15 protein-coding genes and 1 tRNA gene are annotated in these 14,074 nt (G+C 59.2%); 10 read left to right on the plus strand and 6 right to left on the minus strand.

The window, feature by feature from the left end; translation table 11 throughout:
* Positions 1 to 80: 80 nt before the first annotated feature.
* A complete protein-coding gene (locus tag BLT38_RS13905; RefSeq protein ID WP_156785136.1) occupies positions 81 to 836 on the plus strand; it encodes a hypothetical protein in 756 nt (251 codons plus the stop codon).
* A gap of 127 nt (positions 837 to 963) precedes the next feature.
* Positions 964 to 1,668: a hypothetical protein gene (locus BLT38_RS13910; protein ID WP_083345721.1), complete on the plus strand. Its 705-nt coding sequence runs from the start codon at positions 964 to 966 to the stop codon at positions 1,666 to 1,668.
* A 117-nt stretch (positions 1,669 to 1,785) separates the two neighbouring features.
* Here BLT38_RS13910 and BLT38_RS13915 read toward each other — a convergent pair whose 3' ends face one another.
* Complete coding sequence (locus BLT38_RS13915) at positions 1,786 to 2,163, minus strand: darcynin family protein (protein ID WP_083345722.1); 378 nt, start codon at positions 2,161 to 2,163, stop codon at positions 1,786 to 1,788.
* Positions 2,164 to 2,199: 36 nt separating this feature from the next.
* Here BLT38_RS13915 and BLT38_RS13920 point away from each other — a divergent pair, with 36 nt between their 5' ends.
* The 6 genes from BLT38_RS13920 to rplK all read left to right on the plus strand — a co-directional run bounded on the left by BLT38_RS13920 (position 2,200) and on the right by rplK (position 6,274).
* Positions 2,200 to 2,862: a TetR/AcrR family transcriptional regulator gene (locus tag BLT38_RS13920; RefSeq protein WP_083345723.1), complete on the plus strand. Its 663-nt coding sequence runs from the start codon at positions 2,200 to 2,202 to the stop codon at positions 2,860 to 2,862.
* Positions 2,863 to 2,893: 31 nt separating this feature from the next.
* Positions 2,894 to 4,492, plus strand: coding sequence for a sulfatase (locus BLT38_RS13925; protein WP_156785137.1), 1,599 nt, complete (start codon positions 2,894 to 2,896; stop codon positions 4,490 to 4,492).
* Between the two features lie 106 nt (positions 4,493 to 4,598).
* Positions 4,599 to 4,674: transfer RNA gene (locus tag BLT38_RS13930), tRNA-Trp, on the plus strand.
* A 104-nt stretch (positions 4,675 to 4,778) separates the two neighbouring features.
* Entirely contained in the window at positions 4,779 to 5,033 is a 255-nt protein-coding gene (gene secE, locus BLT38_RS13935) for a preprotein translocase subunit SecE (RefSeq protein WP_083345725.1), read from the plus strand.
* A 48-nt stretch (positions 5,034 to 5,081) separates the two neighbouring features.
* The gene (gene nusG / locus BLT38_RS13940) at positions 5,082 to 5,717 is read left to right on the plus strand and encodes a transcription termination/antitermination protein NusG (protein WP_083345726.1); all 636 of its coding nucleotides are present in this window, start codon (positions 5,082 to 5,084) and stop codon (positions 5,715 to 5,717) included.
* Between the two features lie 122 nt (positions 5,718 to 5,839).
* A complete protein-coding gene (gene rplK, locus BLT38_RS13945) occupies positions 5,840 to 6,274 on the plus strand; it encodes a 50S ribosomal protein L11 (RefSeq protein WP_083345727.1) in 435 nt (144 codons plus the stop codon).
* Positions 6,275 to 6,343: 69 nt separating this feature from the next.
* Here rplK and BLT38_RS13950 read toward each other — a convergent pair whose 3' ends face one another.
* The 3 genes from BLT38_RS13950 to BLT38_RS13960 are packed head-to-tail and all read right to left on the minus strand — an operon-like array spanning position 6,344 to position 8,789.
* Positions 6,344 to 7,207 carry a TIGR03435 family protein gene (locus BLT38_RS13950; protein WP_083345728.1) on the minus strand — a complete coding sequence of 288 codons (864 nt, stop codon included), beginning with the start codon at positions 7,205 to 7,207 and terminating at the stop codon, positions 6,344 to 6,346.
* Positions 7,208 to 7,214: 7 nt separating this feature from the next.
* Complete coding sequence (locus BLT38_RS13955) at positions 7,215 to 8,546, minus strand: amidohydrolase (protein ID WP_083345729.1); 1,332 nt, start codon at positions 8,544 to 8,546, stop codon at positions 7,215 to 7,217.
* 48 nt (positions 8,547 to 8,594) lie between these two features.
* Complete coding sequence (locus tag BLT38_RS13960) at positions 8,595 to 8,789, minus strand: hypothetical protein (RefSeq protein ID WP_083345730.1); 195 nt, start codon at positions 8,787 to 8,789, stop codon at positions 8,595 to 8,597.
* Between the two features lie 98 nt (positions 8,790 to 8,887).
* Between BLT38_RS13960 and BLT38_RS13965 the strand changes: the two genes are divergently transcribed.
* The gene (locus BLT38_RS13965; RefSeq protein ID WP_083345731.1) at positions 8,888 to 10,027 is read left to right on the plus strand and encodes a hypothetical protein; all 1,140 of its coding nucleotides are present in this window, start codon (positions 8,888 to 8,890) and stop codon (positions 10,025 to 10,027) included.
* On the opposite strand, the gene BLT38_RS13970 is transcribed toward BLT38_RS13965, so the two are convergent.
* A complete protein-coding gene (locus BLT38_RS13970) occupies positions 10,015 to 10,401 on the minus strand; it encodes a DoxX family protein (protein ID WP_083345732.1) in 387 nt (128 codons plus the stop codon). The genes BLT38_RS13965 and BLT38_RS13970 overlap by 13 nt on opposite strands.
* 63 nt (positions 10,402 to 10,464) lie before the next feature.
* Complete coding sequence (locus BLT38_RS13975; RefSeq protein ID WP_083347098.1) at positions 10,465 to 10,917, minus strand: PA2169 family four-helix-bundle protein; 453 nt, start codon at positions 10,915 to 10,917, stop codon at positions 10,465 to 10,467.
* Positions 10,918 to 11,329: 412 nt separating this feature from the next.
* Between BLT38_RS13975 and BLT38_RS13980 the strand changes: the two genes are divergently transcribed.
* Positions 11,330 to 14,044 carry a DNA translocase FtsK gene (locus BLT38_RS13980; protein ID WP_083345733.1) on the plus strand — a complete coding sequence of 905 codons (2,715 nt, stop codon included), beginning with the start codon at positions 11,330 to 11,332 and terminating at the stop codon, positions 14,042 to 14,044.
* The last annotated feature ends 30 nt before the right edge of the window (positions 14,045 to 14,074 follow it).

Below are 14,074 nucleotides of genomic sequence, written 5' to 3' on the forward strand. Positions count from 1 at the left end.
AATTCCACCGTCGCGGTGGTGCTATGTTGATCGCCGCGGAACCAGAAGCAGATTCCGAATGTCTGTGCCGGGGGTTCAAAATGATGCGTTCGTTAACAATGCTGATTGCGATGCTCGTGCCGGTGTGTTCCTCAGGACAAGTAAATCAACCCTCCCCCATCAGATCCACCCCGCAGCCGATGGTCCAGCCATTGAGCGCGGTATTAATGAATGACGTGGACGCCCGCCGTGCCAAGGTGGGAGATGCGATCAAGGCTCGCGTCTACTCCGGCTTCGTCGCGCCTAACAGCACTCGCGTGCCTCCTGGATCAGTCGTCTCCGGCCACGTCACGGAAGTATCGAAGCTGGTCAAGGGTTCCACCGACTCGCGCCTAGCCGTCGTGTTTGACCAGGCTCAACTCGCCAGCGGTCAGACAGTGGCTGTGCATCTGGGTATCGCAGGACTGGCAGCAGCTCCTCCCACTCCCAGCCTTATGGATGCAGCAAATGACCCGACCCCGACCGCGGATTCACGATTTCCCACGACTCCCACAATAGGCAACGTAGATCCAAGCGCCCAGGCCAACACCCAAGCCATCCCTCGTGGCACAGGGACAAACCATAACACGCGCCAACCTCGCGGCCAGATCGCCTACAGTGACATTGCGAAAGGCTCTCCACAAACAACTTCTGGAAACCAGGGGCCTGCCATCGCAAGCGTTGGGTCCACCGTTCCCGGCATCTCGCTTCAACCAAACCCCACGACCCACTCGATACTCGTATCGAACTCAACCAACGTCGCATTAAGGAACGGCATGCCGCTGGCTCTCCTGCCAATCGCAGACCAACAGCAATAAACGTAGCCCGGCGCTCGTAGCGCCTGTCATGAAATGGCCGAAGGCCCTCTATCCCTTCAAAACTTCAATCCAACAATCTCGCATAAGATGTTGGCCGTGCGGCAAAGCGCACGAAAGAGGGATTGGGATGAAACGGTCCATTGCATTACTCGTCATGGCATTTGCTCCATTGCTCGCGACAGCACAGGCAACAGCACCTCTTAACGCAGTTTTGATGACCAACGTTGACGCGCGCAAAGCCAGGGTTGGCGACACCATCAAAATCCGCAGCTACTCCGGCTTCGTTGCAACCGGTGGCCAACGTGTACCTCCCGGCTCAACTCTCCTCGGGCACGTGACAGAAGTCTCGAAGTTGGTGAAAGGCTCCGCGGACTCGCGACTCGCCATCCTCTTTGATCAGGCACAGCTCGCCAGTGGCCAGACCGTACCAATCCACATGGGCATCGCAGGTCTCGCTGCCCCACCGCCAGTTGCAGGCATGCAGGATCTCTCCAGCATGAGTGCTGAAAGCGAATCTCCATTCCCCGGTCCCCGCTCCACTGGAACCCCAGTTGATCCCAGCGGGACACGCAGCACAGGCCCCACCACGGGTGGCACAGATGGCACCCGCGTCACGCGCACCACGGTCGGTCAGATCAATTCCCCCAATCACCCCAACGAAACCATGCCCAGCGATCACGTCGGCGGAACAGCTACTGTAGGATCGTCGATTCCCGGAATCACCCTCCAGCCCAGCCCCGCCACGCGATCCACTCTCGTCTCCAACTCCAGCAACATCACCCTGCGCATCGAAACCCCACTCGTCCTGCTTCCCGTCGCAGCCAATCAATAAAGAACGAGCGCCCACATCTCGGCCATATAGAGATGTGGGCACATCGCGTAAAGCGCAATCCAACGAACGGAGTCCTTCTTCTTTCAGCAGAGCAAGCCTTTAGTCCTGACGTGACTCCTACACCTCCGCCATTGTCAACGGATAGTTCGCCTCCATCGCTGGCAAAATCTGCACCACCTCAAAGTAGTGGTCCCAGAACAGCGTCTCGCGTAGATGGTCTGCAATCCACGCCCACGCATTCAGGTCCTCGGTCTCCCACACCAGAATGTCCGTGGCCTGCGCGCTGAACGCCTCGCATTCAAAGTAGCGATACGTCACCTGCGGACGACGACGCAGAATCGGCCACACCACATCACGAAAAAATGCCTGCCGTTCATGATTCGGCAGATCCAGCCAGTGCCGCGTGGTCTTCACCTGCATAAAGATCTGAAACGTTCCCGCCATACCTTCGTGCTCCGGCAATACAGCATCAAGTGCAAGGGATTCGATTGTCATTTGCGTATTTCTCCTTCCCTTCTAGAATGTGAGTAAATGCTCACAAAGAAAACTCGCGTTCCGGCAAAGAAGAAAGCCACACGCAAAGCCGCTGCAAACCCGCGTAAACAGCCGTCACAAGAGCGTTCGCGTGAAACCGTCGCCGTCATACTCGAAGCGGCTGCTCGCATTCTTGAATCTCGCGGGCTTGAGGGCTACAACACCAACGCCGTCGCGGAAAAAGCTGGCGTCAGCATCGGCTCGCTCTACCAGTACTTCCCCGGTAAAGACGCGCTCACCATCGCGCTCATCCGTTCTTTCGAAGACGAGCTTCTACAAAGCGTCAAAGCCGCTATCGCCGCCTCGCAACACGACAGACTGACACAAGCGCTGCAACGCATCGTTCGCGCACTCTACGCCACACACATCCACCGCGCCGCACTCAACGTGGTCTTAGAAGCCGAAGAACAACGCCTGCAACAACACATCCCGGAAAACAAAGAGACCCTAACCTCCCTCGTCACTGCATTGCTCAAGCGGCATCGCCAACACCTACGCTTGCCCATGAAAGAAGCGGTACAAGACACCATCACCATCTCGCGAGCCATGGTTGACGCTGCACTCCGCGAGGGCCTCAGCGCCGCAACAGCAGAGCGCAGAACCGTCCGCGCACTCACCGCATACCTGTTCTGGCAGGATCAACCCAACGAATCCCACTAAGATGGCTCTTGAATTGGTTTAGGAGAACAGGGTGCAGCGCAGAGACTTCCTCAAACTAAGCGCAATGGCGGCAGCAGGCAGCCACATGCAGATGCAAGCGCAAAGCCAGGCACAACGCCCCAACATCATCCTCTTCATCGCTGACCAGCGCACTTTCGGCCTCAGCAAAGCCACCGGCTATCCGCTCGACACCAACCCCACACTCGATCGCCTTCAGCAACAGGGCATCGGCTTTGAACGCAACTACTGCACCATGCCGCTCTGCGTGCCCAGCCGCATCTCCATGCTTACCGGCCGATGGGGCAACGCACATCGCGTTCGCAACAACCTCATGACCTCTGAGGCCTACTTCGACAAAGACATCTATCAGGTCGCGCATGATCAGGGTTACACCACCGCACTCTGCGGCAAGAACCATACCTACCTCCGCAAAGACCACGTCGACTTCTGGCGCGAGTACACCCACACCGGCGGCCCGCACACCAACAACGCACAACACGCCGCCTTCGACCAATACCTCCAGGACACGCACTACAACGTCATGGACAAACCCACGCCGTTCCCGGTCGAAGCACAACTTCCCTACCGCATCGTCTCTGACGCAATCGAGTTCATCGACAACGCAGGCCAGCAACCATTCTTCGTGCAAGTCAGCGTCCCCGAACCGCACAACCCGGAACAAGTACCCGCGCCGTACTGGAACATGTTCCCGCCAGAGTCCATCCCCGAGCGTTGCGCAGGCCCCGACAAACTGAAAGACACCAGCTTCCGCATGCAGTGGGAGTACCGCATGCAACAGGACGCCTCCCCACAAACCGAACCGCTCTGGCGTCGCTATCTATCCAACTACATGGGCATGCTGCGCCTCATCGACGACCAGATCCAGCGCCTGCTCAACCACATCGACACACGCGGCCTTCGCGACAACACACTCTTTCTCTTCACCTCAGACCACGGCGACGCGCTCATGAACTTCGGCCTCGGTCACAAAGGCGCGGACCTGCGCGAAACAGTCACGCACACGCCACTCATCTTCAGCGGCCACGGCGTCCGCCACAGCGACAAGGTGCAGCAGTCCTTCACCTCCATGGCCGACATCATGCCCACACTCTGCGAAGTCATGGGCGCAGACATCCCGCACGGCGTGCAAGGCCGCAGCCTGTGGCCTCTGCTCCAGGGCGAGCCGTATCCCGCAGACGAATTCCGCAGCATCTACTCCAGCGTCGGCCTCGGCGGTCTGTATTACACCCAGGAAGACAACGTGCCCTACAACATCGCCGAAGACCCCAAGGGCGCAGCCTTCGACGAACTCAACAAAGTCACCCTCAGCGGCAACCAGAAGATGGTGCGTATGGGCGACTGGAAGCTCGTCTTCGACATGATGGGCTACGGCCAGCTCTACAACCTGAAAAACGACCCCTGCGAGCTGCACAACCTCTTCAACCAACCCGCTCACGCCAAAGAACAGGCCTCCCTCATGGCCGAACTCATGATGTGGGTCATGCGCACGGAAGACAGCCTTCCCACCGGCCCGCAGAACCGGAAATACCAGACAAAGTGGTCCACAAAGCACAACTGGTACGCCCCATATCGCAAATCCGGGCCACCTCCCGCCGCCTACCAGCCCTGACCGCTCCGGACTTCCCCCGTGGCGCGTGATGCGGTATCATTATGTGGTTGGCCGTGCCTGCTGTTGAGTGGTGCATGTGCTCCTTCAGGGCGATAGCTCTGGATGCAGGGGAGTAAGCTCAACGGTTAAACTGTCGGTCTCCAAAACCGAACTTCTCGGTTCGAATCCGAGCTCCCCTGCCAGTTTTCCCGCAGCAAATTCTGTACACTGCCGAAGGTTTGTTGCGGCGTGTCCGGAAGCAGCAAAGGTAAGTGCAGTAAGCAGTTACGAGAGTTGAGGCAACAAAATGGCCAAGGCAGCAGTGGTGGAAGAGAACACAGCACTCCAGAAGGTGAAGGAACCCGGCAAGAAGCTTGGTGACTTCCTGGGCGACGTGCGCAGCGAAATGCGCAAGGTATCAACCCCGTCGACCGCGGAAACCCGCACCACGACCGCCGTCGTGATCGTCACGGTCTTCGCCTTTGCTGCATACTTCTGGATTGTCGATTTCGGCATCAACCATTCGTTGAACGCGCTGATCACGAAGCTGACGCAGCACTAAGTTTGATCGCGCTTCTGGCGCGCACCTGAGTTTTTGAAGAAGGACACGATGGCTGAAGAGTTCGCACCCGTGGAAGAGACAATCGAAGAGACCCCGGCGGCGGAAGTTGCCGAGGGCACCGAGCAGGCTGAGGCTCCCGCGCAGGAAAGCAATCTGAAGTGGTACATCATCCACGCCTACTCTGGCTTTGAACGCAAGGTCAAAGAGTCGCTGGAGAGCCGCGTGCACGCCTTCGGCCTCAGCCACAAGATCGGCCGCATCGAAATCCCGACCGAGCCGGTCACCGAGATTCGCAACAACAAGAAGTACACCATTGACCGCGTCTTCCTGCCCGGTTACGTCTTCGTCGAAATGGACCTCGACAACGACCTCTGGCACCTGGTGAAGAACACACCGCGCGTCACTGGATTCCTCCAGACCGGCGACACCCCCACCCCGCTCAGCGAAGCTGAAGTCAACAGCATGTTGAACCGTGCTGACGTGGTGAAGGACAAGCCCAAGCTGAAGGTCAAGTTCGAGAAGGGCGAGCAGGTCCGCATCACCGAAGGCCCGTTCGCAAACTTCAACGGCGCGGTGGACGACGTAAACGAAGACAAGCAGACCCTGAAGGTCATGGTCAGCATCTTCGGACGTCCTACTCCGACCGAAGTCGAGTTTTCGCAGGTGGAGAAGACCATCGAGTAGCGGAAACTACCCGTTGCTTCTCCTGCACAAATGAACCCTGTCGCGTACCGGTGGCTTCTACCCTGCTCGCGACCCAGCCGTAAGCAATAGCGCTTGCGATTGAATCGAAAAGGAAAAGAACAATGGCACCGAAGAAAATTACTGGATACGTCAAGCTCCAGGTGATGGCTGGCAAGGCCACCCCGGCTCCCCCGATCGGCCCCGCGCTCGGTCAGGCGCAGGTCAACATCATGGAATTCTGCAAGCAGTTCAACGACCGCACCAAGGATCCGTCGATGGCGGGCCTCACCATCCCGGTCGTGATCAGCGTTTACGCAGACCGTACCTTCTCCTTCATCACCAAGACCCCCCCGGCTCCGGTGCTTCTGAAGAAGGCCGCCAAGATCGAAAAGGGTTCGGGTACGCCGAACAAGGCAAAGGTTGGCACCGTGACCGAAGCTCAGGTTCGCGAGATCGCCACCCAGAAGATGCCCGACCTGAACGCTGCAACCGTTGAAGCTGCCATCAAGATGATCAAGGGCACCGCCCGTTCCATGGGCCTCGACGTAGTCGTGTAACCCAGAGTCATTCAGTACGAACAAAGAGGACGCTCCAAGCGTCCTCTTTTTCTTGCTCAAAACACGACTTCAGTTATCGCTGGGCCGCTCCACATGTTCCACCACAACCACCGGAACAGCTTCTTTCGCGTTCACCAATTGCAATCCAAGCTGCTCGCGCAAAGCACTGAACAAGTCCGGCGCTTCCCCACCGCCCTCTGCCTTCGCTGAAGATAGGGCTTCTGGATTCCAGTGCAAATCGAAATCGTAAGTCCCGGCCAACCCGGTCCGATCCACGACAATTCGATTTCCAGTCTCCGGCCGCCCCGCAAGCCAATTCGTGAAGGAATCAATAGGAATCGCCGAACTCCTGTAGCGCCCTGGCGTCACAGAGACGCGCGGCATCTTGATACCGGATGGCATCATCGCGCCAGGAGGTGGAGGCGGCGGCAATCGTCCCCCCTCAGGCTTCAATCCCGCAACCTCTTTGATTTTCGGCCCGCCCTTTGCTACCACCAGCGCATACACCGGCAATTCGCGGCTCTGCTGGCTTGTCTTCAGCGCAAACCGCTCCTCCAGCAACCCTCGCAACATCAGCTTGTATTCGTGCAGACGTTCGCCAAGCGGAACCTTGGAAAAGATCTCGGCCTGCGCAGGAGTCAGCTTCGCCTCCACATCAAACCGCTCGGTTTCAGCCCACGCAGGCGCACCAACCAACTGCGCATCCATGCGAATCTCATATGCCGTCTTGATCAACTGTCGCAGCGTCTGTCCCCGCGCAGAAAACCGAACCGGACTCCACAGAAACGTGCTTGGAATTTCTGAAGCGGCACTCGGCTTGATCGTCGCCACTTCGTAGACCTGTGTCTTTCCTGCTTCCTGCGCTTGAGCCTGCTGGCCAAGTGCAAACAGAAACAAAGCAAAACCAAATCCCGCTTTGACGATCGTCTTCATCAGCCACCTACTGCAGCAAGGAAACCGCCACCGCCGTCATCGTCACCACACCCGTTTCAATCGCCGGCTTGTAGTCCGGCGCATACAGTGGCGAGTGGATATCCGGCAACGCAACACCCTTCTTCTGAGCCTCCGCTACCTTCGCCGGATCACCAGCACCCAAACGGAAGAACGTCATCGGAATCTTGTATCCATCGGTTAGGAAGCCCACATCTTCGCTGCCCATGACTGCCTGCTGCGGCAACACCTTATCGGCGCCCAGCGTAGCAATCGCCACCTTCCGCACACGCTCCGTCAACGCTGCGTCATTCACCGTGGGCGCAGTCGATTCAGGATGCGTAATCGTCGGCATCTTGTCTGCAGGCAATCCATACGCAACAGCCACAGCATTCGCTGCATTCGTAATGCCGTCCAGCAGTTTCTTCAACGTCGCTTCGTCATAGCTGCGCACAGTCAGGCCAAGCGTTGCTTCTGCTGGAATGATGTTGTTCTTCGTTCCTGCATGAAACGTGCCCACCGTGATCACACCCGGCGACTGCGGTGAAATCTGTCGACTCACCACGCCCTGCAACAGCGTCACAAACTCCGCACCCATGAAGATGGGATCCTTCGAGTTCTGCGGCTGCGATCCATGCGCGCCCACACCATGAAACACCACCGTGATCGAATCCGAACTCGCCATCATCGGCCCGGAACTAATACCGACTGTTCCCGCGGCGATGTTGCCGAAGTCATGCATCCCCAGCACATAATCCGGTCGGGGAAAACGAGTGTAAAGACCATCGGCCATCATCGCCTTCGCGCCCTGAATCACCTCTTCCGCAGGCTGCCCCAGCATCAGCACCGTGCCATGCCAGGCATCCTTGTGCTTCGCCAGCTCCGTTGCAATGCCAATGAAGGCAGACATGTGAATGTCATGCCCACACGCCTGCATCACACCCACTTCTTCACCCTGCGCATTCTTCGCGCGCACCTTGCTGGCATACGCCACGCCCGTCTCTTCCGTCACAGGCAAAGCATCCATATCCGTACGGATCAGCACCGTCGGTCCGTTGCCATTCTTCAATACGCCAACAACGCCAAACGCGGGCTTCCCGTCCTCATACTTTCCAATGTGATCGGTCACCTGGTAGCCCAGCGAGCGCAACTGCGACGCCACAAACGCAGACGTCTTCTCCTCCTGCCGCGACAGTTCAGGAGCCTGATGCAGCATCAGGTACGTCTTCTCCAGCGCAGGCATCTGCGCAGCCGCATCGCTCTGCAGCGTAGCCGTAGGAATCTGTGCAACACAGGAGGTCGCCAACAGTGCAGCGGAAAGGGCAAACGCAAATGTCTTCATGGCGCGAGTATAAAGCGCACCACGAAGACATTTTCCGAAAAGAAGAAACTACGTGGCAGAAGGCAGCGAGCGCTGCGACGCCGGCAACAGTGCCAGCCGGAGTTCCTCAGCCAGCGCACCCAGCGGATTGCTCACAGTCTTCTTAACGATGGTCAGCAGCGATTCACCGCGCTTCTGCATGAGATATGCCGCGGTCACGCCCGCAGCCAGTGTCGCCAGAAATACAAAACGCTTCATGTTCATAACCATCTATCTCCCTGCTTCTCTTGTGTGGACGCGACAGCATCACGCCGGGTTGGTTCCCACGCAAAGCGTAGACCCATAATCGCATCCTACATTCCATGGAAGCCACGCAGCCGGTCTCTCGCAGACCCTCCCTCCTGCCCTGGACACCGCTCATCGTCGCTGCATTCGCCAGCTACGGCCCCGTAGGCTGGAACTACGGCTTCGCACTGTACTTCCTCAACTACAACCACGGTTTCGTCAAACGCGGATTCGTCGGCGAACTCTTCTCTCCCTTCGCCTACCTCACGCGTGGCCAACTTCTGCTGGCGGAATACCTCTTCCTCGCCGCGGCCTACCTGCTTTGCTATGTCGTCTTCCGCCCCACACTCTTTCGCAATCGTGAAACCTCCATGCTCGCCGCGCTGTTGTTAAGCGCACCCGCAGCACTGCCACACATCGGCTATCTCTTCGCGCAACCCGATGTCACCATGTTCCTTCTCCTACTGCTCAGCCTGTGGATGCTGTTGCGCATGCCTCCGCTCACAGCCGCATGCGCAACAGTTCCGCTCTGCATCATCGGCCTCTGTGCACATGAAGCTTTCTCGCTCATGTTCTATCCGCTCGTCGTCGCCATCCTGTTAGAGCAATGCCGCACCCGCCGACTGCCGTGGATCGCGCTCATCGCTCATGTGGCCATCATCGGCGCAGCCTTTCTCGCCATCCTTCACTTCGGCAAATTGAAAGTCTCACCCGACACCATCCTTCAGGAAGCCCTTGCACGAACCAACGTCGGTGTTCAACGTCAGGTCTATGACGTGATGGCCTCCAGCTTCGCAGAACAACGTGCGCTCGTCCGCCGCCTCTACACATCTGGCATATGGTGGTTACTTGCGCTCACGCTCAGCATCGCCGCGCCATACTTCTTTCTGCTCGGCAAACTTCTTCGCCGCTCCATGCGCGCAGCAGCCATGCCTTCATGGCAACAGGCATTCACATCCCTGCTCTTTCTTTCACCACTTGTGCTCTGCTACCTGGGGCACGACTTTACGCGATGGATCGGCGCAGCCTTCATCAGCGCCAGTCTCTTCATCTTGGTTCTTGCACAAACGAACACAATGGTCAGCAACACATTGTCACAATGGACAAGCAGCGAAAACACTACCGCATGGTTGGCTTACCTGATCGCCGCGGGCCCCATGGGCGCCACCGGCATACGCTCCGCGGAGATTTTCCTCAGAGCTTTTCAAGGCAACTGACGTTCTGAAGGACGCACCGCGTACACACCCGCCCACGCAATCAACAACAACTGCAATGGCAACCGGGCATAAATCAACCAAACAGGGATCGTCGCAAAACGATCTGCATGCATCGCCATGTAGATGTGCACGTCAAAGTAAACGACAAGCATCGCCACGATGCCCCACGCCGCAAAACGCCGGCTCCACGGCACCAGCAAACCAATACCGCCCAACACCTCTGCCACGCCACTGATCTGAACCAGCCCAACAGGATGCGCATAGTGCGGCGGCATGATTGCCACATACATCGCCGTATGCCAGAAGTGGTTCATGCCCGCGGCCACATATAGCAACGCCTGCGTCACCAACCCAATGCGATAAAGCAAACGCATACCATTTCCTCAAAACGAAAAAGCCTCGCCGAAGCGAGGCACTTTTCGCGCAGAGAGTCCCGTTTACTTACGGGAATCCCGGGCAGCCTTTACATAGTCGTGGCTGGTCTGCACGTGAGCAGCCTGTGTGCTCAGCAACTGGTGGACCGGCAGCGGCAGGTCATGCTTCAGCGCATCGGCATATGCCTTCTTCGCCGCATCCTCACCCTGTTCCGCAGTCTCCAGCAGGGTGTGATCGCCACCACCCATCTTCGCCTTCAGATCACCCCACGTGCGATGAATGGCTCCGGACACGCTGCCCGTCTCCTTGAATGCATCCGACACGCCAGACTTGATCAACACATCTTCCAGCTCGCCCTTGAACGAGGCGCGCTTCAGACTCTCAGCCAGGAAGTAGCGCTTCAGAGTCTCGTCGTGCAGGTTCTCGCCAATTTCCTTGAAGCCTTCCTGCCCATCGATAAGTCGTTCGATGACGTCCTTCAGGACCGATTCCGTTTCCTTCAGCAGCTCTGCCATTGCGTTCGTTTCCTTGCGGGCTGGTTGCCCTGTGTTTCGTTTTAGGTTGATCCCCGCATGTTGCGAGAGAAACAAAATCCTTGCCATGGCCGTGGGCGGTGTCCCCCGGTTGCATTGCGATTCTCCTTGGCCGGAGGCGAGGGGAGGAAATCGCGAAAACCCCCGCCACCGCCCTGCCATGGTCTTTGTGTCAAGGACCCGCGGCTCATGCAGCGGGTTCAGTGTGTAGACCGGATATTTCCCGGCTTGTTCTGAACCTTAGGAGCCATCTGCCGCCGCGCGGGTTGCCCACGCGGGTTCCTCCCCCAGATTGCGCACCCTTTCCGCTGCCGACCAGTAGAGAATCGGGCATGATACCCTCCGTGTCCGCACCTCCGCGTACAAGGAAAGGTTCACAGGAGATTTGCTGCCTATGAAGCCGCTCCGCCTGGAGATGACCCCCACCCGCAGCCGTCGGCTGAACGAAGTCCTCGGCCTGCTGCTGCTGGCAACTGCCGTATTGCTGGTACTTTCGCTGGTCAGCTATACCCCCGACGACCCCTCCCTCAATACCGTCGGCGGATTCAGCGGAACCACCGCGCTGCGCCCCGTCCACAACTGGGTCGGACGCATCGGTGCGCTCCTGAGCGACCTCCTCCTGCAGATCCTCGGTATCGCCGCCTTCGTCTTCCCCATCATGCTCGGTCGCCTGGGCATCTGCTGGATGCGCTCGCAGGCGCAAGGCTCCCCCGCCGCCAAGACCATCGGCCTCGTACTCTGGATCCTCGCCGCCCCCACCGCCTTCGCGCTCCTGCCCATGCACCTCCTGTGGCGCAGCGCTCTACCTATTGAAGGCGCCCTCGGCCGTGTCCTCTCCGGCTTCATCGTCGGCCTGCTCAACTACCCAGGCGCCTGCGTGGTCGTGGGCCTGCTCGTTCTTCTCAGCCTCTATCTCTCCACCACCTTCACCTTCAACACCGCACAGGACTGGGCAGGCCAGCGCCTCGGCATCTTCGGACGCGTCCGCGAGCGCTATCTCGCATGGCGCGGCGACCGTGGCGACCTGAAAGCCGCACGAGCCGCCAACAAGCTGGAAACCCGCCGCGAACGCGAAATTGCCCGTCAGGATGCCATCAACGCCAAGGCCACTGCCGCAGCCCAACGCGCTGCCAACGGCGGCTCGCTCATCACCAGCCTCTTCGCCAAGTGGAGCCTATGGCGCAAGGGCATCCGCCCCGACTCCGAAGTCGTCGACGACATGCCTGCCTCCCGCTCCATGTGGTCCAAGATGCCGCGCACCAACGTCGACGCAGCCCCCGACCCCGAATTCGCGCCGCTGCCTCACCACCTGCAGCAGGAAGCCGACGAAGCACTCCAGGCCGAAGTCACCGGCATCGACGCTCCGCTCAACGGCAGCATGCTCGAAGCCGCACCCGCACAGGAAAACTTCGCCGACTGGCACCAATCCGCACCCACCGCTCAGGACGATCAGGCCTTCGCCTGGCTGAACAGCCGCGGCCAGGAACAGCAGCGCCCACGCACCGCCGAAGTCGTTCCGTTCCCCGCCCCCACAGCCGCGCGCATGGACCCCCCGGCACCGCCCGCTCCGCCGGAAGACAAAATCTCCTTCGGCAAGCGCGCCGACGAGTCCATCAAGACCGTCACGCTCACCGCCAAATCCGTCCACGGCTACAAGCTGCCGCCGTCGTCGCTGCTGCACCACGACAACAAGCACGCCGCCGTCCGCGAAGAAGCCCTGCGCGAAGAAGCCCGTGTCCTCGTTGAAAAGTGCGGCGAGTTTGGCGTCGACGGCCAGGTCACCCAGATCAACCCCGGCCCCGTCGTCACCACCTTCGAGTTCCGTCCCGACGCCGGCGTCAAATACTCCCGCGTCACCGGCCTCGCCGACGACCTCTGCCTCGCCATGGCCGCCGAGTCCGTTCTCATCGAACGCATGCCCGGCAAATCCACCGTCGGCATCCAGGTCCCCAACAGCGATCGCGAAACCATCTGGCTCCGCGACGTCGTCGAATCCGAAGGCTTCGCCAACTCCCGCTCCAAGGTCGAAATGGCCATGGGCAAGGACATTAACGGCCGCATCGTCACCGCCAATCTCGCGGCCATGCCCCACGTCCTCATCGCAGGCTCAACCGGCTCCGGTAAATCGGTCGCCATCAACGCCATGATCATGAGCGTCCTCTTCAAGGCCACACCCGAAGAAGTCCGCATGATCCTCGTCGATCCCAAGCGCGTCGAACTCGGCATGTACGAGGGCATCCCGCACCTCTTCACGCCCATCATCACCGAGCCCAAACTCGCCGCCAACGCACTCCGCAACGCCGTCCGCGAAATGGAGCGCCGCCTCAAGCTCCTCGCATCGCGCCACGTCCGCAATCTCGACCAGTACAACAAACTCTTCGACAGCGGACAGCTCTTCAACGAAGACGGCGAAGAGCAGCAGCCCCTGCCCTACATCATGATCATCATCGACGAGCTCGCCGACCTCATGATGCTCGACAAGGCCAACGTCGAAGAGTCCATCACCCGCCTCGCACAGATGGCCCGCGCCGTCGGCATCCATCTCGTACTCGCCACGCAACGCCCCAGCGTCGACGTCATCACCGGCCTCATCAAGGCCAACGTCCCCACGCGTATGTCCTTCCGCTTGGCGACGAAAGTCGACAGCCGCACCATCATCGACAGCAACGGCGCAGAATCGCTCCTCGGCCGCGGCGACATGCTCTTCCTGCCACCCGGCACATCACGTCTCCAACGCGTCCACGCACCCTTCGTTACTGAGAAGGAAATCTCCGACGTAGTCGAATTCTGGAAGCAGCAGGGCGAAGCCGAATACGCAGAAGGCTTCCTCGAAGGCCCCAAGGACGACAAGGGCAACAGCCTCTTCGACGGCGAAGGCAACAACGACCAGGACGAACTCTTCGACGACGCAGTCCGCCTCGTCTTCGAATTCGGCAAGGCCAGCACCTCGCTACTGCAACGCCGCCTACGCATAGGCTACGGCCGAGCCGCCGCCCTCATCGACATGATGGAACGCGACGGACTGGTAGGCCCTGCCGACGGCAGCAAGCCCCGCGAAATCCTAAAATCCCCAGACTTCTACCGCGAAGTAGACGAAGCCCTCCGCTAACGCAACAAGCATCTGCAAAACAAACTGCCC

The sequence above is a fragment of the Terriglobus roseus genome (genome assembly GCF_900102185.1).
GTDB lineage: Bacteria > Acidobacteriota > Terriglobia > Terriglobales > Acidobacteriaceae > Terriglobus > Terriglobus roseus_A.

Excerpts from the sequence above, each read along its gene's own strand:
- BLT38_RS13905 (WP_156785136.1), top strand. The coding sequence starts at position 81 with ATGATGCGTTCGTTAACAATGCTGATTGCGATGCTCGTGCCGGTGTGT.
- BLT38_RS13910 (WP_083345721.1), top strand. The coding sequence starts at position 964 with ATGAAACGGTCCATTGCATTACTCGTCATGGCATTTGCTCCATTGCTC.
- BLT38_RS13915 (WP_083345722.1), bottom strand. The coding sequence starts at position 2,163 with ATGACAATCGAATCCCTTGCACTTGATGCTGTATTGCCGGAGCACGAA.
- BLT38_RS13920 (WP_083345723.1), top strand. The coding sequence starts at position 2,200 with ATGCTCACAAAGAAAACTCGCGTTCCGGCAAAGAAGAAAGCCACACGC.
- secE (WP_083345725.1), top strand. The coding sequence starts at position 4,779 with ATGGCCAAGGCAGCAGTGGTGGAAGAGAACACAGCACTCCAGAAGGTG.
- nusG (WP_083345726.1), top strand. The coding sequence starts at position 5,082 with ATGGCTGAAGAGTTCGCACCCGTGGAAGAGACAATCGAAGAGACCCCG.
- rplK (WP_083345727.1), top strand. The coding sequence starts at position 5,840 with ATGGCACCGAAGAAAATTACTGGATACGTCAAGCTCCAGGTGATGGCT.
- BLT38_RS13950 (WP_083345728.1), bottom strand. The coding sequence starts at position 7,207 with ATGAAGACGATCGTCAAAGCGGGATTTGGTTTTGCTTTGTTTCTGTTT.
- BLT38_RS13955 (WP_083345729.1), bottom strand. The coding sequence starts at position 8,546 with ATGAAGACATTTGCGTTTGCCCTTTCCGCTGCACTGTTGGCGACCTCC.
- BLT38_RS13960 (WP_083345730.1), bottom strand. The coding sequence starts at position 8,789 with ATGAACATGAAGCGTTTTGTATTTCTGGCGACACTGGCTGCGGGCGTG.
- BLT38_RS13965 (WP_083345731.1), top strand. The coding sequence starts at position 8,888 with ATGGAAGCCACGCAGCCGGTCTCTCGCAGACCCTCCCTCCTGCCCTGG.
- BLT38_RS13970 (WP_083345732.1), bottom strand. The coding sequence starts at position 10,401 with ATGCGTTTGCTTTATCGCATTGGGTTGGTGACGCAGGCGTTGCTATAT.
- BLT38_RS13975 (WP_083347098.1), bottom strand. The coding sequence starts at position 10,917 with ATGGCAGAGCTGCTGAAGGAAACGGAATCGGTCCTGAAGGACGTCATC.
- BLT38_RS13980 (WP_083345733.1), top strand. The coding sequence starts at position 11,330 with ATGAAGCCGCTCCGCCTGGAGATGACCCCCACCCGCAGCCGTCGGCTG.